The sequence below is a fragment of the Mucilaginibacter sp. RCC_168 genome (assembly GCF_041355315.1).
GTDB lineage: Bacteria > Bacteroidota > Bacteroidia > Sphingobacteriales > Sphingobacteriaceae > Mucilaginibacter.
Genome location: NZ_JBFUPN010000012.1, coordinates 191133 through 209424, shown reverse-complemented (window position 1 = coordinate 209424; position 18292 = coordinate 191133). Strand labels below are relative to the sequence as shown.

Below are 18292 nucleotides of genomic sequence, written 5' to 3'. Positions count from 1 at the left end.
ATTTATAGGTTCATCCATTTCGCAAAAATCGAACTTTTATAGCATACTTGTGTCCACACAGTAGCCCCACGGGAGGGGCGACAGGATTGCGTGCAAATGCAGGGAGGGGTTTACAAAGTGGCTTAATTTATCAGGCGGTTAAACCCCTTTCTCCCCTTCCCCGAGGAAGAAATCCCACGGCCACTGGCTTTTAATTGAATTAAATATTACCTTAATCAATAATTCACTAACTCAATAATTCAATAATTATAATGGGCGAATTACGAATAAAACGGATATACAACCCAGCCGAAAAAACAGATGGACTGCGGATACTGGTTGACCGGTTGTGGCCGCGCGGTGTAACCAAAGATCGGGCACAGATTGACCGTTGGATGAAAGATATAGCCCCATCAACCGAATTACGCAAACAATATCATGCCAACCCGCAAAACTGGGCCGAATTTCAGCATAACTACATCGCCGAACTGCAACAGTCAAAAGAAGCGGTTAACGAACTGGCCGAACTCATAAAAACCCATGATACGGTTACGCTACTCTATTCGGTTCATGATGAACATCAAAACCATGCGGTGGTGTTAAAGGATTTTTTGTTAACGATGATATAGATCACTTGTCATTGCTAAGGGGCGAAGCAGAATAAAAAATGCGCCATTGCGAGTTACCAAGCAATGGCGTGATAGCTAACAGGGGGGCACCCTGACTCCGCCGAAGGTAGAGCGCAGAGGCCTGCCCCTCCATACTTTGACAAGCTAAGCATGACATCCGCCGCCCTTTTAAAGCCTTCCCCTTTAGAGAGGTTTAGATGGGGTTTCCGTTTTCCGGCCCCTTACCAGCATTTTCATACGCTGGCGCTTGAGGGATATTTTCACATAAGGCTGCTGTGTTTTATCAGCTTCCATTTTAAATGCCGAAATGATATCCCGGTAAGATAATATTCCCATTACCTGTTTATCATCTGGTGATAGTACCGGCAGTACTTCCACATCGGTTTTCGACATCATTTCCATGGCGTAGCGCAGTGTATCGGTATTTTTAACAAAAGCCCTTGCTTCCTTTTTTAACATATCCTGCAAAGGCGAGGCCGGATCAAGGTTGCTGCTGTACAGATCCGTCAGCTTTAAAGTACCGTTAAATTCTCCATCGTTATTTACTACAATGAGATAATTGTCATGAATGTTATTGGTACTTGCCCAGGCACGCACATCGGCTATGCTGTTATTGAGATTGATGACCGTTGCCTCATCGCTGATCACCTGCGAAACCACCATTTTTTGCAGCAGATCGGGTTCAAAGGAGTCGGGTGTAAAAATACCGCGGCGGGCTATCTTTTCGGTCATAATGGTGTTCTCCATCAGGAAAAACGAAACCATGTACGCTGCCGTACAAGCGCCAAGCAATGGCAGCAGCGCATGTGACTGCATAGTGGCTTCCAGCGCGAAAGTAATGCTGGTTAAATAAGCCCTCGAAGCCCCCGCGAACATGGCCGACATACCGATCAGCGCGGCCATAGGGATGCTGATGCCCGAATTAGGGAACACCAATAAAATAAGCATGCCTGTAAGTGCCCCGGCAGCCCCACCCATCGTGAGCAATGGAGCCAAGGTACCGCCTGATGTGCCGCTCCCCAACGCGATAGCCCAGGACAAGAATTTTAAAAACAGTAGGTTACAGATAATGATCAGCGGCCATTTGCCCGATAGCAAACCTGTAATATTATCATAACCCACCCCCAGCGTATGCGGCGCAAAAAAACCGATAATACCTACAGCCAGACCACCAATGGCCGGCCACCAGATCCAGTGAATGGGCAGCTCTTCAAAATAATCTTCAATAATATATACTATTTTGGTGATGCCCAATGATAAAAAGCCGATAATGATGCCCATAAAACTGTAAATACCCAGGGCCAGGTTTGATGGCGTTGGCAAATCGGGCATGGGAAATACCGGGCCCGCCTCAAATAGCAAATGATGTCCGGCCGCACCCGTGATACAGGCTAAAGCCACAGGCAGTATAGACTTTGGCGAAAACTCAAACAACAACAGCTCAATAGCCAGGAACACAGCCGCTATGGGCGTACCAAAGATGGCCGACATGCCCGCCGTTGCGCCCGAAGCCAGGATGATCTTCCGTTCATTAGCGGTTATCCGGAAAAGTTGACCCAATGTAGATCCTAAAGCGCCACCCGTTGCTATAATAGGTCCTTCGGCGCCAAATGGGCCACCAGTACCTATGGCAATGGCAGATGATATGGGTTTTAAAAAAGTAATAGCCGGGTTGATATTGCTTTCGTTAACCAATATTTGCTCCATGGCCTCGGGGATACCATGCCCACGGATTGCCTTTGAACCGTAAAAAGCCATAATACCTACCAATACGCCACCAATGGCTGGGATAACAATAACCCAAGGCCCAAGATGGTTGTTCGCCGGTGAGTGAAAACCCAGACTGAATGATCCATAAAATGAAATATTGGTCACCAGGTTGATAAGATAGATCAGCACTTTAGCGATAAGACTGATAGCTACAGCTACGGCCACCGATAAACAGGAAATAAATATCAATCGTTTTTTTTGGATAAAGCCGTTTCCTGTATTGGAGGGGTTCCCGATATAATTTAATGCGGGCGATATAGGTATCCCGGTTTTGTTTGCAGCTTTTTTTTGAGGTTCCATTTCTATAATGCCGGCATTTGATTGTTAAGGCCAGCTTTTCGGGTTACAAAATTAAGATTTTTGTTTATAAATATTGTATAAACAACATAAATTAAATAATAAATTTACATTTTTATATTAATTACATTATTTAAACAATAAAATAATTATTAATGCCCTATTGTAGAATCGACTCACCCAGTCTACGCTTTGCTGGACCACTCGCTCTTCGCCTGCGGCGGAGAGAGGATACGAAAATCTCTCCGCGCGTCATTGCTGTAAGGAGGAACGACGTGGCAATCCCCGATATGCAGGGCGTCTCTATAAGTCGGGGGTTTTAAAGGTATCAATGAGCTCCCTCCGGTCGGTTGTCCACGCTACGCTCGCAATGAGGTTGTTTTTTACCCTCTTTCCAGCGAAGCTGAAGAGAGGGTCGACAAGCGTAGCGATGTCGGGGTGAGTCGATACGCATCTGATTTAAGTGAGGCTAAGTAATTATTATTTATTATTGCATCCACAACATTATGACAAAAGCCGTCCATACCTGCGATCTGAACACCTGCTTTTTGTGCCGCAACAGCCTAAAAGACTGGCTTCCGGCCATAGGCGCCCATAAACAGAATATCACCCTGAAAAAGGGGCAGCAGCTGTTTAAAGAAGGCGACGATGTAACCGGCATCTATTTTATGTATAAGGGCGTGGTAAAGGTTCACAAGCAATGGGACCAGGAAAAGGACCTGATTCTGCGTTTTGCTAAGCAGGGCGATATATTGGGGCATTTGGGCTTGGGCGATACGTCAACCTATCCTATATCGGCAACCGCTATTGAACCGGGGATTGTGTGTTACGTTGAAATGGATTTCTTTGAGTCGTCATTAAATGTAAACAGTCAACTTACGTACAAGCTCATGAAGTTTTTCGCCAATGAATTGCAGGAGTCGGAAAAACGGATGCGCAACCTGGCGCACATGCCGGTAAAAGAGCGCATAGCCCAGGCACTGTTATCGCTCCGTAACCAGTTTGGCTTAAATGAGGATGGCTTTGTTGATATTGAACTCACCCGTCAGGATATTTCCTCTTATGCCAGTGTAGTATACGAAACCTTTTTTAAGGTAACGCAGGAATTTATACAAAATAAGCTCATCACCCTCGATGGTAAAAGCTTCAAACTTCTGAACGAAGATGCCCTGCAGGAGATGACTTTGGGCAGGAAGAAGTAAAAACTCGGGAGACGCAAATATGCATCTTTACAAATACTCGCTCCAGCGAGATTAGCGTAGCGTATCTCGTGGGTGGCATGGTTAAAGCTTTCAGCTTTAGTTCAGCTGAAGTTGAAGCCATGAATTACCACGGGCAGAAGCCTGGGTACTCCCGAAATTTTTCGTAATTTATATTAAAGGCAGCCCGCTTATTTTTTACCGGATAAGCGGGCTGTTTTGTTAAGGGATAAAATGGATCAAAAATTCACCGATTTTAACATAGTTATTTGACAATTAGTTAATACTTTTTAAAGTTTCAAAAACACGCTAAAACCGTGTTCAAATTTGTTAAAAAGTGTTAAAATGAGGTTTTATTGAGCAACTTCCGAGTGATTTTCATCCAATTTAGGCCTGAAAAGTGTTAAAATAAAAGGTTTAAAAAGCTTTTGTCGCCATAAAAAAATGAGCAAAGGCAGATGAGTGAATTTTCCGGATTTAAATATCTTAGCCCTTGCTCCAAATTTATGCCTAAATTGCAGCCGGGAGGTTTTCATTGAGCAAGTACAGTAAATTAAAACGTTTTCATAATTTTTTTAAGTTTCAGCGCGATTTCAGGGCCAACAGTGTTCAAAAGGTCAGGAGTTATGAAATAGTGCTGCTTTGGGTACGCAACTACCTTTCACACAGCCACTTCCTGATACTATCAGGTATCCTGGTTGGTTGTACGGCTGGTTTGGCCGGGGTAGTTTTAAAAATGCTGGTGCATTATATTCATTACCTCATCACTTCTAAATTTCAGTTCGAGGGACAGGTAGTTTTTTATGTGGTTTTCCCCTTGCTGGGTATCGTACTTACCACACTGGTGGTATTATACATTTACCGGGGCAACGATCGTAAAGGCATCCCTGCCATACTGTATGAAATTGCCCAGAACTCCAGTCTGGTATCACCGGTAAAAATGTACTCCCAGATAGTGCAAAGTGCCATTACCGTAGGTTTGGGTGGTTCGGCGGGTTTAGAAAGCCCCATCGCGGTAACAGGCTCGGCCATTGGCTCCAACTATGCCAAAACCTACAAACTGGATTATAAGGACCGTACGCTGCTGCTGGCGGCGGGTGCTACAGCGGGCATAGCCTCTGCCTTCAATGCGCCCATAGCGGGTATGATGTTTGCCTTTGAGATATTGCTCACCGGTGTGGTTTTTACCGATTTTATACCCCTGGTTGTGGCGGCCGTTTGCGGTAGTCTGGTTTCCAGGATCATTTTAAATGAGGAAGCACTGTTTCAATTTACATCAAGGCAGGCCTTTAACTATAAAAATATACCGTTTTATATTGTGCTGGGCATTGCCTGCGGTTTGTATGCCCGCTATTTTGTGGTGATATCGCAATGGGTGGAGCATCGGTTTAAACACCTCAAAAGAAGCAGGCTGCAAAAAGCTATTATAGCCGGGCTGTTGCTATCTATACTCTGTGTACTATTCCCGCCGCTATTTGGCGAGGGGTACTCCACCATTAAAGTGTTTGCCACCGGCAAGATAGAATCGGTAGTAGCTGTTAGCTTTTTTAAATATTTCACTTTTCATGAGTGGTTTATTTTGTTGTTCCTGGGTTTTATTTGTCTGCTAAAAGCCTTTGCAACATCTATCACTATTTATGGCGGGGGTAATGGTGGTAATTTTGCGCCATCGTTATTTGCAGGCGGCACACTGGGCTATTTTATAGCGGTGGTATGCACCCAGATCGGTATCCCGAATGTCCCGGTAACCAATATGGTTATTGTGGGTATGGCCGGAGTAATGAGCGGTGTGCTATATGCCCCCTTGACAGCCATATTTCTAATTGCGGAGTCGAGCTCGGGGTATGATCTTTTTCTACCGCTGATGATTGTTTCGGTGGTGTCGTTCCTGATCGCCAAACGCTTTTCGACTATATCACCCGACTTAAAGCAACTGGCCGAAGAGGGTAAGATATTTACCCGCGAGCACGATCAAAACCTGCTCCTGTTGCTGCATACGTCTGATCTAATCGATCGGGAGATCCAGGAGATCAGTATATACGCTTCATTTCCGGAATTGATCGAATTGATCAGTGTTGGAAAGAAAAATTTTATAGCGGTAACTAATGACGACCATGTATTGGAGGGTATTATCCGGTTGGATGATATCAGGCCGGTTATGTTCAATAAGGACTTGTATGATGAGTTGAGCGTGCAAAAAGTGATGGTTACCCCGCCAGCCATTATCGATGCAAAAGACGATGTACGGGAAATTGTGAAAAAATTTGATGAAACCAATACCTGGAACCTACCCGTGGTCGATCAGCATAAATTTGTAGGCTTTATATCCAAATCAAGCGTACTTAACCGTTACCGGCAGTTGCTTAAGGAATATTCCAGTTAAAACAATTAATAACAATGACCAAACTAAATGCCGCTTTTGAGCAATTTGATGCCTACAATCAAACAGATCTCAACACCTTTACCTGGGAAAATAAAAGCTATCCGCAGGAGTACTTTTTGGCCATTGAACTGTACAACTGGGTAAATAAACTGGATGCTAATGCCAGCGAAGAGTTATTGCTTGCCTCACGGAGCCAGCATATCGGTCGCTGGGAAATACCGCGTAACACCTATCCCGAAGGCCGGGAAGCCTATTTAAAATGGCGTAAGGATCTGGCCCAATACCATGCCGAAAAAGCAGTCGCCATTATGGAAAACGTTGGGTACGGTACCGAGCAGATTGCCCGGACAAGACAGATCCTGCTTAAGCAAAAGATTAAAGTTGACCACGACGTACAAACTATGGAAAACGCACTTTGCCTGGTTTTCCTGCAATTTCAGTATGAGGAATTTCACCCTAAATATGAGGCCGATAAGGTGATCAACATCCTCAAAAAATCGTTGTTAAAAATGGATGCGCATGGGCACCAGTTTGCCTTAACCCTACCTTATTCCGATCAGGGCTTACACTACATACAGGAGGCTTTGAAGCTGATAAACAGTAAATAATTATTTTACCGGTTGCTTTCTGCTGCCAAAAGCAATCGACGAGTTAACAAAGTTGATGGTCATGCTGGTAAATTGCGCAAACATGTCCTGCCCCATGTTGCCGTAGTAATGTTTATCACTCACTTGTGTTTCTTCGAGGTTCACCTGCGTGTTATTAAAAAGTACCTGTTTATGATCAATGGTAAAGGTCAGTTGCGGTACTTTTAAGGTTTTCATTCGCCTTGAGCCACCGGCACCGCCCATATGCAAACTGTCTTTTTTGGCGATGCTATCCAAATGAGGCTTAAATTGTTTATAAAAATTATCGCTAAACAAAGTTACCTGCGCACCGGTATCAAACGTAAAAGGCAATGATTTACCCTGATACTCCATGTAGATCACAGGCTGCAGCAGATCAAGTGCCAGGTTATGCGGAACAGGCTCTGTATGGGTCACCAACGGTATCTGCATAGTATCTTTACCAATGGTTATTTCGCCAAGGGCTTTAATAACAGGCAATCCAATAATGCCGTTTATTTTGTAGGCCCCGCCGGCAAAGCTCAAGGCGCTATCTGGAAATATCAGGAACAGGGCATTATTGATCTGTACTTTTCCTATGTACAATTGTTTGGCTATACCTAAATTTACTTTGGTACTTACCCCATTCATGCCGCCCTCAATACTCACCTGGGAGTTTTTAACCACATCCAAATGCAGCTTTTGAGCATAGGTAGCGGTTATGGTTGATATATTGGCACCGGTATCAAAAACAAACAGATAACTGCTATCCTGTTGTTGCACCGGGATATTCCACAAACCGGCCATATCCTTTTTTATCAGGATAGATGATGATGCCTGTTTGTGCACCTGTTGAGCAGGGGTAGCTGTAAGTGCCGCCCATATCTTATTTTCTTCCTGCTGATCGGTTAATTCGCTCTTGCTAAACCAGGTACTATAATATTTAACCAATTGTTCAGAAGCAGTTTGGGCGGCTTTATAGTTATTCAGTTTAACATAGTTATCATAAGCTATGCGGTGCAGATAAAATTGCAATTTGCCGTCATTTGCGGCTATTTTACGGACAAATATTTTTTTCAGGAGCAAATTGGAAGCTTCGGGTTGATTAAACGCGTTGGTTAAAAACGCACTATAAAGCATTTTGTCATTTGCGGATAGATTGATGCCGGATAAAGCCTGCTCCAGTTGAGCATATTGTTTGGTGTATACCAATTCATTCAATTGTTTTACCTGGGCAGATGCCGGTAGTTTACAAATAAGTAAAATTGCTATAGCAGTTAAAAGGTATAGTGTTTTCATTCGGTAAGGTAAATTATTAAGATATTTCCAGATAAATTTTGTTACAGGATATCGCTGATATCAATGATAAACTTTGTAAAAAAGAGCAGACATTTTACAACCATACGCTTTATATCCAAACAATTAGGTTATTTAACCCTTTATTGGTAAATTAACAAATATGCCTCATTGGGTTAAAACAACATTAAAAGTATTGGGTGGTATTATAGTATTAATTATAATAGCAATTGCCGGTATTGCCGCTTATGTAGCATACAACAAGCAAAAAGTACTTAATCTTATTACTACCGAGCTGAACAAAAACATCAACGGAACCCTCACCATCGGTGGGCTCAACCCTACTTTTTTTAAAGGTTTTCCTGGGGTGTCTTTGGCGCTAAAAGATGTTACTTTGAAAGATAGTCTTTGGGTCAATCATCACCATACCCTACTAAGCGCAAAAGATATTTACGTTTCTGTAGATGCCAGCGCTTTACTAAAAGGCACAGTTACTATTAATAAAGTAGAGATCAGCAATGCTAAGATCGACTTGTTTACAGATAGTACCGGTTATAGCAATACGGCAGTTTTTAAAAGCAAACATCCAAAAAGCGCGCCCACTAAAGAAAAAGGCAGTTCATCCATGCAGATAAAACGCTTTGAGTTAAACAATGTTGATTTTGTTGTGAACGACCGTAAGGCGTCTAAATTATTTCAGTTTGAGGTGCAGGATATCGACGGTAAAATGGACTATCCCCTTACCGGCTGGAAAGCGCACCTTCAGTTAAAGACATTGGTAAAAAGCTTTTCGTTTAACACAAAAAAGGGAAGCTTTATGAAGGATAAACTGCTCAACGGCCCCTTTGATATCAGTTACGATAATAAAAACAAGCTGATCACGGTGGCACCCAATAAATTAGGGATCGGTGATGATACCTTTACCATTGGCGGGCAATTTAACCTGGCCAAAGATCCGGTTAATTTTACGCTTAACATAGCCGACGATCATATCCTTTGGAAAAGCGCATCAAATCTGCTGGCGGCCAATATTACCAAAAGTCTGCGGATGTTTGATCTGGATGCCCCTATTGCCGTAACCGCCGATCTGAAGGGAAGTTTTGGCGCCGGTGACCCCTTGATTTTTGTTACCTGTAAGGTAAAGGATAACACGCTCACCACCCCCGGAGGCCGTATTAATAACTGTAGTTTCAATGGTGTGTTCAGCAATAATTATGTTAATGGTAAAGGTTTAGGCGATGAAAACTCGATTATCAAATTGTATCATTTTAATGGCGATTATAAAGGTTTGCCTTTTACGATAGATACCGCCTTTGTCAATAACCTGAATACGCCGGTTGCTACGGGTGTATTCAGATCGAAATTTGATGTGGAAAAGCTTAATCCCGTTATTGGCGAGCAGAGCCTTAAGTTTACAAAAGGTACTGCTAATATTACCATGGCTTACAAAGCCGACCTGGTAAATTACGAGTTAAACAAGCCTTTACTGGATGGTGTAGTTAACATCAAAAATGCCGACGTAAGTTATTTACCGCGTAACCTTCATTTTAAAAATACGGGTATTGCACTAAGATTTTATAAGAACGATTTGTATATGAATAATATCCGCTTGCAAACTGGTAATAGTGTGGTAAATATGCAAGGAAAGGTGAGTAATTTTTTAAATCTGTACTACACCGCCCCTGAAAAAATACTGATCGTATGGCAAATAACAAGTCCGCAATTACACATAGCCGAATTTTTAGGCTTTTTGAATGCACGGCAAAGTCAAACATCTGCTAAAACAAAAAACACTAAAGTAAATTTAAACAGCAAGCTAAACACGGCCTTTGACAAAGGCAAAGCTGAACTGCACCTGCGTGTAGCCAAAGTTTATTATAAAAAGTTTTTAGCTACCGATGCCACTGCCGATCTCTTACTGGATAATAATATTATAAAGGTGCAGAATGTGAGCGTTAAACATGCTGGTGGTTCACTAAAACTGGCGGGTAACATTGTTCAAAATGGTAAGGTAAATAACTTTTTGCTCAACACCCAGGTTGACAATGTAAACGTGAGTAATTTTTTTTACTCGTTTAATGATTTTGGACTGAAGAGCTTTTCGTCAAAAAATTTAAAGGGGTTTCTATCGGCACAGGCGCATATCACCGGCAGCATCAATAATGACGGTAACCTGGTACCACGATCATTAAATGGAGTGGCGACAATCGATCTGCAGAAAGGCGCGTTGATCAACTTTAGCCCGATAACAAGTGTAGGGAAATTCGCGTTCCCGTTTCGTGACCTGAATAATATTACTTTTTCAAACCTGAAGGGTAAATTTGACATTAATGGCGATAAAATTACTATCAGCCCAATGCAGATCAACTCAAGTGTATTGAATATGGATGTAGCCGGAGTATATTCTTTATCAAGGGGTACCAACATCGCGCTCGACATCCCATTGCGTAACCCCAAAAAGGATACCGCAATAGTTGATCAAACTGAACGAAATAAAAAACGTATGCGTGGTATTGTTTTGCATATATTAGCTACAGACGGGGATGACGGTAAGATCAAGATAAAATGGAACAAGAACCGGGCGAAAAAAGAAGAGACAAGTGCAGAAATAACCAACTAAATTAAAAAAAGAACATAATAAACCGTTATTACATCCCTGCGTCATGTAATTTTGACACAATAATAGCATTTAATTGAGTATCTTTGTACATCCATTTAAGAGATCATACATTTGATTAAACATTTATTGGTTACTAACACCACGCTTCGTACTGCAATAACAGCATTAGCCAACCCTCGTAACTATCCCGGGTATAGTAAAATTTACGGAAGCAAAGTTTAATTTAATTTATTTTTTAACACCGCCCGGTTAAAGCTAACCGGACAAAAATCTTATCGGACTGTTTATTAGCTTGAAAAAAATCTATTCAAAAAAATGAGACAACTAAAAATATCCCAATCCATTACCAACCGCGAGTCTCAGTCGCTTGAAAAGTATCTGCATGAAATAGGCAAGGTAGATTTAATTAGTGCACAGGAAGAAGTGATCCTGGCGCAAAAGATTCGTGAGGGCGACCAGGCTGCATTAGAAAGGTTAACAAAAACTAACCTTCGCTTTGTAGTATCAGTAGCAAAACAGTACCAAAACCAGGGCCTTACCTTAGGCGACCTTATAAACGAAGGAAACTTAGGTTTGATTAAAGCAGCAAAACGCTTTGACGAAACCAAAGGCTTTAAATTTATTTCATATGCTGTATGGTGGATCCGTCAGTCTATATTATCGGCTGTTGCGGAGCAATCACGTATTGTGCGCTTACCTTTAAACCAAATTGGTTCATTAAGTAAGATTCATAAAGCGGCTTCGAAATTAGAGCAGGAATTTGAAAGGCAGCCAACACCTGAGGAACTGGCTGAAGATTTGGAAGTATCTGTTGATAAAATTGCCGATTCACTGAGCAATGCCGGTCGTCAGATATCTATGGATGCTCCGTTTATACAAGGCGAAGAAAACACTTTGCTTGATGTATTACAAAGCACCGATGCAGCAACTGATACCGAACTGATGATGGACTCTCTTTCACAGGAGATCAAACGTTCATTAAGCATATTGGCCGAACGCGACCGTGAAGTTATTATTTTATTCTTTGGTTTGGGTGGCTATGCTCCTCATTCTTTAGAGGAAATAGGTGAAAAATTTAATCTTACCCGCGAACGTGTACGCCAATTAAAAGATAAAGCTTTGATGCGCTTGCGTCATAACTCCAAATCAAATCTTTTACAATCGTATTTGAACTAAGTAATTACCGGGTAATAGCCCATGAATAAAAAATCGGATGGCTGAAACCATCCGATTTTTTTTGTTTATCCAATTATCAGGCACAAAAAAAAGCATCCACACAATGTGCAGATGCTTGTACGATTATAATAATAGTTATTTAACCTACTTTTACATTTACCGCATTTAAGCCTTTTTTACCTTGTTCTACATCGTAGGTAACACTGTCGTTCTCACGGATAGTGTCAATAAGGCCTGAGGCATGTACAAAAACTTCGGCACCACCATTACTTGGTGTAATAAATCCAAAACCTTTGCTTTCATTGAAAAATTTTACTGTTCCTTGCATTATATTGTTATTTAATTACGTAAAGATACGGTTAATAATCAACAATTAACTATAAGTAAGGTAATTAAGTTTTTTTATCATCTTTTAGTTTGAAAAAACACAATAAAAAGGTGCTCATTTGTAAGCGTGTACAACGTTATACCACCTCATTTATACGCACTCTTAGTGTAACAATAACACAGTTCATAAAACTGACAAAATAGTGCTTGAGTTTAACAATGGCAGTAAATTATATGGTAATTTTCTCGCAAGCATATCACCCGTATCTGTATGCGGCTGTTACACCTATCTTGATCTTCTTTTACAAACTTATTTTGATATGACGCTTCACCAGTTCGGTCAGCTCGGTTAGGTCAAACGGTTTTTTGATGTAGTCATCTGCTTCGCCGGCCTGGGCAATTTCTTTTAAATTATTAACCGCCGAAATAAGTATTACCGGTATATGGCTTGTAGCCGGATCGCTCTTCAATGCCTTGCTCAATTGCTGGCCGCTTAAATCGCTTGTCCAATCGGTAAGCCAGTTATCAAGCATTATCAGATCAGGCTCCAGCTCATGCACCTTTTTCAGTATTCTGGCATTGTCAGAAGCTATCACTTCATAACCCTCCTCTTCCAGCACGTACACAATGGTATCCCTGATGTCCTTATCATCTTCGATCACTAAGATTTTTTTCGCCATAAAGTCCTTTGCTTAAGAATGAATACTGTATGGAGCTTTAATTATAATTAAAAAATTAAATTACAAACACCATAATATATCCTAAACATAAACAAACAACATGCTACCTTTTGTTTTGAAAAAGAGAGATTTATGCAAAAAATACTTTGTTTTAGTTAGCTATGGTAGCAAATACGACATCGAGGCTCATAGCTTTCCTGTTCACCCAGGAGTATTCTGGCTTCATCCGGGACCAAACGATATGAATAAAGCGCCGGATTACCACACCGTACGCATACGGCATGCAGTTTGGTAACCGACTCGGCAATGGCCATAATAGCCGGCATCGGGCCAAACGGGCGACCCTTAAAGTCCATATCCAAACCTGTCACTATTACGCGTATTCCTTTATTGGCTAATATATTGCAAACATCGGGCAATTCATCATCAAAAAACTGGGCCTCATCTATACCAACCACATGAACATCACTGCTCAGTAACAATATAGCCGAAGCACTGTCAACCGGGGTAGAAGGGATAGAATTGGCATTATGTGATACCAAGGCATCTTCAACAAAACGAGTGTCGGCTTTAGGACTGAATATCTCTATTTTCAGCTTCGCGATACGGGCACGGTTAAGCCTTCTGATCAGTTCCTCTGTCTTACCAGAGAACATCGATCCGCAGATCACTTCAATACTTCCGCCCAATTCACTTTTACGTTTAAAAATTTCCTCGTTAAATACCATTCTGACTATTGTGGAGGGCAAATATCAGAATTTAATCCTATTTTTGGTAAGCATTTTTCTAAGATTGAAGCCATGAAGCAAATGGATGTATTTAAAAAGATAGGTGGTATTTTAAAAGAGCTTAATGACCAATATAATTACCTTGAAGCAGAAAGCAGTGAACTCAACGAATTGGAGTTGGAGTTGTTTGTTGCCAACGCTCATTTTTTAAAAGATCATGCCGAAATATTACGCCGGCTGCATGAACGTTCTAATCCGGTGCCCCTGGTACCCGTTGCCGAAAAACCAGAGCCTGTAATAGAAATAAGCAAACCTGTTCCATTGCCCATACCTCCTCCTGCACTTATAGATAAAAAACCGGAGCACATACATGAGCAGCGTTATTTTGAACCTGTTGTACAACAAAAGCCCGCTACCGAAACCAAACTGGAGCTAAGCGATGCTGTTGTTACACCCGTTCAGCCACCTTATAATCCCATTCAAAACGAGCCGGAACCAGAACCGATACAAGAAGAGCAACCTGTACCGCACATCGATCTGAAGGCTGAAAATACTGGCGACACTTATTCGTTTGAACGCCATGAACCAGAACCAGTAAAAGAAGAACTGGAGATTGACCAGGCTGCCGAATGGGAAGATGAAGAAGACCATTTTGAGCAGGAAGAACTTACAGAACAACTACCTCCGGCAGGTACAGATACCCGATCCGTTCCCGAACCTGCATTCACCCCAACCGATCCGGAACTGGTTGCTAAACACGCCAATGACAGCAAAGCTGTAACCGACGATAAAGTACTGACCATTAATCAAAAAATATCGGCATTAAAAGCCGAAAAAGATAAAGGAGCGGTGACTGCAGCTGCATCGCCTGCGACTGTTTTGCCTATTACCGATCTAAAGTCGGCCATTAACCTGAACGATAAATTACTTTATATCAAAGATCTGTTTAATGGTTACAGCCTCGCTTACAGTGAAGCTATTGAAATAGTGAACCGTTTTAATTCATTTGATGAAGCCGAACGCTTTTTGAAAACCAATTACGTTGTAAAAAACAATTGGGAAAGTAAGCCTGCTACTACCGAAAAATTCTACGCTTTACTCAAGCGGAGATATCCGGGAGGCTAAAGGCTAAAACAAGAAAAGCCCCGGTATACCGGGGCTTTTCTTGTTTTATAGAAAACCGTCATTGTGGCAATCCCCGATTAGCAGAGCCTCCCTGTAAAGTTAGGGATTCCCACGCTATCGCTCGCAATGACGCTTTATGATTTGAGTTGACTTTTCGCTTTAAGCCTTCGGCTTTTAGCTCAAGCTATAGTTTAATTTTTTATGACTGCCTTGTTCCACAACTACACCCTTATCCAATACAATAATATTATCGGCATTGTTTAAAGTGCTTGAACGGTGAGTAATTACAATTACCGTTTTTTGTTCTTCCTTTAAAAATTCAATCATTTTTTGCACATACTTTTCAGATACGGAATCAAGCGAAGACGTTGCTTCATCTAATATCAGGATCTCGGGGTTACGATACAATGCCCGGGCTATCGCGATGCGCTGTCTTTGACCACCAGACAGCGATGTACCGTTCTCGCCCAAATACGTTTGGAAACCTTTAGGCAATGATTCTATAAAACCGGTTATACCCAGTTTAGCCGAAATATCAATGATTTTTTTCATATCCGGCTCATTATCACCAACAGCGATGTTATCAATAACGTTACCTGCAAACAAATCAATTTGTTGTGGCACAACCGATATCATCCGGCGAAGAGACGAATTGTTGATGTATTTAAGATCATACTCACCAATACGCACATTACCATTTTGTATAGGATATATGTTTTGCAATATCGACATGAGTGTGGATTTGCCCGAACCACTTTCGCCAACAATAGCGGTAAATTTACCCTTCGGGATAATCAGGTTCAGGTTATCAAAAACAGCAACCCGGGTACCGTAACGGAAGGAAACATTTTCAAAACGGATATCACCAATTTTATCAGGACTAAGATCAATTTGGTTCTCATCTTTTTCGCGCTCCAGGTCCATGATCTCAAATAACCTGTCGGCTGCAATTACCGCGTCCTGTACGGTTCTGTTCATCCCGATTAAGGAAGATACCGGTCCGGTAAAATAACCAATGAGTGTATAAAATGATAAGAGTTCGCCCGGGGTTATATTATTATCCATCACATAACCGGCACCAACCCAAAGCAAGGCAATAGTTAATAAACGGGATATCAATTCTGAAGAGGTACCTGAAAAAACAGAGTTCAGGTTTGATTTCATGCCGATCTTCAACAACCTGACGAAACGCACTTCTGTTTTTTCATCTGCATGATCTTCCAGCCCAAAGCGTTTAATGGTACCCACCGAGTTTAAGCTTTCTACCAATTGCGATTCCAGCTCCGCGGCATCCTCCATCAGCTTACGCTGTGCCTTTTTATTGAGCTTATCGGTTATATAATAAATAGCCAGATATAATGGAATAACGGTAAGCATGATGAGTGCCAGTTTCCAGTAATAAGTAAACATCATGATGAATGAGAACACCACAATAAATATGTTTACCAGGAAATTGATACTTACATCGTTTAAAAACGTACGGATCTTTACCGCGTCATTGATACGGGAAATGATCTCGCCTACACGCATGGTATCAAAAAACTGTTGCGGTAATCTAAGCAGATGCTTGTAATAGCCCAAAATGAGCTTGGCATCAATCATTTGCCCCGTTTTCAGGGTAAATATGGTTTTGGCCGTACCTATAAAAAGCTGCAATGCCAAAATAAGTACCATACCAATACCCATAATATTAAGCAGGTTGCGATTGCCGTCGACCAGTACAAAGTCTACCAATTTTTGTACAAAAACTGAGGTTGATAGACCTAAAATAGTGTAAACAATGGCACCAAACAGTGCTTGTATCAGAATACTTCTGTGCGGTTTGATGAGTGTCCAAAAGCGACTGTTTACAGATTTCTTTTCATTGCCGACTTCAAACTCTTCTGAAGGCAACAGCAAAATCAACGCTCCAGACCATTCTTTTTTAAATTCATCATGGCTCCTGCGGCTTAGTTGCCCGTCAATCGGGTCCATCACCTCAACAAACTTATCCGTAACCTTATATATCACTACGTAGTGGTGCAAAATTTCTTTTACCACTAAGTGCGCTATGGCGGGTTTGGGTATTTTGAACAAGCTTTCAAAAGGTCCTTTTACGCCTTTGGCTTCAAACCCTAATTTCTGAGCGGCCTCAACCATGCCTAATACATTGGTTCCTTTTTTATCGGTACCGGCAAGCTGTCTGATACGGGCTACCGCGAGATCAAGCTTATAGTGTGATGCTACTGAAGCTAAACAAGCTGCCCCGCAATCCGTTATATCCCGCTGTTTTATTTTGATGCTCATTGCTTTCTGGTTTAGCTGCCAATATTAGGATTTACCCAATCATCTACCTTATCGTACAATAATTGATATAAGCTCCGCTTGGTTACGTTAAATCGGGCTGTAAAATTCATCCCCTTTTTCAGGTATCCTTTGTAGCCATTCTTTAAGGTGAGGTAGTTTTTATCAAGCGTACATTTTACCTTAAATACCGGTTGGTTTTGGTTTACTATAATGATATCATCAGAAATATCAACCACCTTACCAGTCATCAGGCCCCATTGATTGTAATTGAATGCATCTACCTGGAAACGTACCTGCTGCCCCTTTTTAATCAACCCGATATCTGAGGGTTTGATATAGCAAAAGGCAGTTAAATTGGCATCTGGTGATATTTCACCGATCTTTTGGTTAGCAAACACGTACGCGCCGTTTTGCACACCTGATATATTTTGAACTGAGCCGCTTATAGGAGCCCTCAGCATGTATTGTCTTTTTTGTTCGTTTATCTCAGCTTCCTGTCCGTTTAGCTGGCGCAGTTCATTCCTGAAACCATTAGCTTCGGTTTGCCATTGCGTTTTATATTTGGCCAACACCATTAAATAAGCAGATTTGGCCTGTTCATACTCAAATTTATACTTTTCGTACTCCGATTCGGTAAGCACTTTGTTCTTATACAATTCGTTATAGCGGTTAAATGTACTTGCCGACTGTTGTTTGGCAATAGCCGAATTTGCCAGCTCCTGCGAAAATTGCTGCCATGAGGCATTATATTGCCCGGTTTGCAAATTAGGAGTACTTGTTCTTCCCCTGTTAACGCCAGCCAATAATTCGTTGATATCACCTAAAAACTGTCCTATTTGTCTTTTGCGATTATCGGCCAGAGCGCCTTGTTGTTTCTGCACGGAGGCGTCTATCACTAAAATGGTATCGCCACGGGTAATTTTTTGATTGTCGGTAAGTTTAAGCCTGGTGAGCCGGCCGTTAACCGGAATGGTTAATTCGGCTTTTTCGATAGATGATTGTAAAAGCCCGGTCCCCTTAATACTGATAGGGGTTTTAATAAATGGAAGCAGTACAAAAGTTACTATTATTGCTAATACCGTAACTAAATAGATAAGCTGGGTTCTCCTGCTTATCTGTGAACGGTAAACAATAGAGGTTTCAGCAATTGTTTCTGTAGAATAGGTAGATAAAGCCATGCCTTTGCAACATA

Annotated in this window: 14 protein-coding genes; 7 read left to right on the top strand and 7 right to left on the bottom strand. The window is 41.6% G+C overall.

Annotated features, from left to right (window positions below; translation table 11 throughout):
• Positions 1 to 251: 251 nt before the first annotated feature.
• Complete coding sequence (locus AB6735_RS13485; RefSeq protein WP_370996368.1) at positions 252 to 608, top strand: DUF488 domain-containing protein; 357 nt, start codon at positions 252 to 254, stop codon at positions 606 to 608.
• A 183-nt stretch (positions 609 to 791) separates the two neighbouring features.
• On the opposite strand, the gene AB6735_RS13480 is transcribed toward AB6735_RS13485, so the two are convergent.
• Positions 792 to 2678, bottom strand: coding sequence for a chloride channel protein (locus AB6735_RS13480; protein ID WP_370996367.1), 1887 nt, complete (start codon positions 2676 to 2678; stop codon positions 792 to 794).
• A gap of 503 nt (positions 2679 to 3181) precedes the next feature.
• Between AB6735_RS13480 and AB6735_RS13475 the strand changes: the two genes are divergently transcribed.
• From AB6735_RS13475 to AB6735_RS13465, 3 genes are all read left to right on the top strand, one after another.
• Positions 3182 to 3877 carry a Crp/Fnr family transcriptional regulator gene (locus AB6735_RS13475; RefSeq protein ID WP_370996366.1) on the top strand — a complete coding sequence of 232 codons (696 nt, stop codon included), beginning with the start codon at positions 3182 to 3184 and terminating at the stop codon, positions 3875 to 3877.
• A 532-nt stretch (positions 3878 to 4409) separates the two neighbouring features.
• Positions 4410 to 6257: a chloride channel protein gene (locus AB6735_RS13470; protein ID WP_370996365.1), complete on the top strand. Its 1848-nt coding sequence runs from the start codon at positions 4410 to 4412 to the stop codon at positions 6255 to 6257.
• A gap of 14 nt (positions 6258 to 6271) precedes the next feature.
• On the top strand, positions 6272 to 6865 hold the full coding sequence (locus AB6735_RS13465; RefSeq protein WP_370996364.1) for a DUF4202 domain-containing protein: 594 nt from the start codon (positions 6272 to 6274) through the stop codon (positions 6863 to 6865).
• Here the strand turns inward: AB6735_RS13465 and AB6735_RS13460 are convergent, their stop codons facing one another.
• Positions 6866 to 8161 (bottom strand): aspartyl protease family protein, encoded by a 1296-nt coding sequence (locus AB6735_RS13460; protein WP_370996363.1) that lies wholly within the window; start codon positions 8159 to 8161, stop codon positions 6866 to 6868.
• Between the two features lie 160 nt (positions 8162 to 8321).
• Between AB6735_RS13460 and AB6735_RS13455 the strand changes: the two genes are divergently transcribed.
• Together AB6735_RS13455 and AB6735_RS13450 are read left to right on the top strand one after the other, a co-directional pair.
• Positions 8322 to 10778, top strand: coding sequence for an AsmA-like C-terminal region-containing protein (locus tag AB6735_RS13455; protein ID WP_370996362.1), 2457 nt, complete (start codon positions 8322 to 8324; stop codon positions 10776 to 10778).
• 315 nt (positions 10779 to 11093) lie between these two features.
• Positions 11094 to 11954, top strand: a complete 861-nt coding sequence (locus AB6735_RS13450) for an RNA polymerase sigma factor RpoD/SigA (RefSeq protein WP_076378021.1) — start codon at positions 11094 to 11096, stop codon at positions 11952 to 11954.
• Positions 11955 to 12093: 139 nt separating this feature from the next.
• Here AB6735_RS13450 and AB6735_RS13445 read toward each other — a convergent pair whose 3' ends face one another.
• From AB6735_RS13445 to AB6735_RS13435, 3 genes are all read right to left on the bottom strand, one after another.
• The gene (locus tag AB6735_RS13445; RefSeq protein WP_076378023.1) at positions 12094 to 12285 is read right to left on the bottom strand and encodes a cold-shock protein; all 192 of its coding nucleotides are present in this window, start codon (positions 12283 to 12285) and stop codon (positions 12094 to 12096) included.
• 298 nt (positions 12286 to 12583) lie between these two features.
• Entirely contained in the window at positions 12584 to 12961 is a 378-nt protein-coding gene (locus tag AB6735_RS13440; RefSeq protein WP_370996361.1) for a PleD family two-component system response regulator, read from the bottom strand.
• Between the two features lie 155 nt (positions 12962 to 13116).
• Complete coding sequence (locus AB6735_RS13435) at positions 13117 to 13689, bottom strand: thymidine kinase (protein WP_370996360.1); 573 nt, start codon at positions 13687 to 13689, stop codon at positions 13117 to 13119.
• A gap of 72 nt (positions 13690 to 13761) precedes the next feature.
• On the opposite strand from AB6735_RS13435, the gene AB6735_RS13430 reads away from it, so the two are divergent.
• Positions 13762 to 14814 carry a hypothetical protein gene (locus AB6735_RS13430; protein WP_370996359.1) on the top strand — a complete coding sequence of 351 codons (1053 nt, stop codon included), beginning with the start codon at positions 13762 to 13764 and terminating at the stop codon, positions 14812 to 14814.
• Between the two features lie 174 nt (positions 14815 to 14988).
• Here AB6735_RS13430 and AB6735_RS13425 read toward each other — a convergent pair whose 3' ends face one another.
• Together AB6735_RS13425 and AB6735_RS13420 are read right to left on the bottom strand one after the other, a co-directional pair.
• Positions 14989 to 17100, bottom strand: coding sequence for a peptidase domain-containing ABC transporter (locus tag AB6735_RS13425; protein ID WP_370996358.1), 2112 nt, complete (start codon positions 17098 to 17100; stop codon positions 14989 to 14991).
• An 11-nt stretch (positions 17101 to 17111) separates the two neighbouring features.
• The gene (locus AB6735_RS13420) at positions 17112 to 18278 is read right to left on the bottom strand and encodes an HlyD family secretion protein (protein ID WP_370996357.1); all 1167 of its coding nucleotides are present in this window, start codon (positions 18276 to 18278) and stop codon (positions 17112 to 17114) included.
• Positions 18279 to 18292 lie beyond the last annotated feature (14 nt).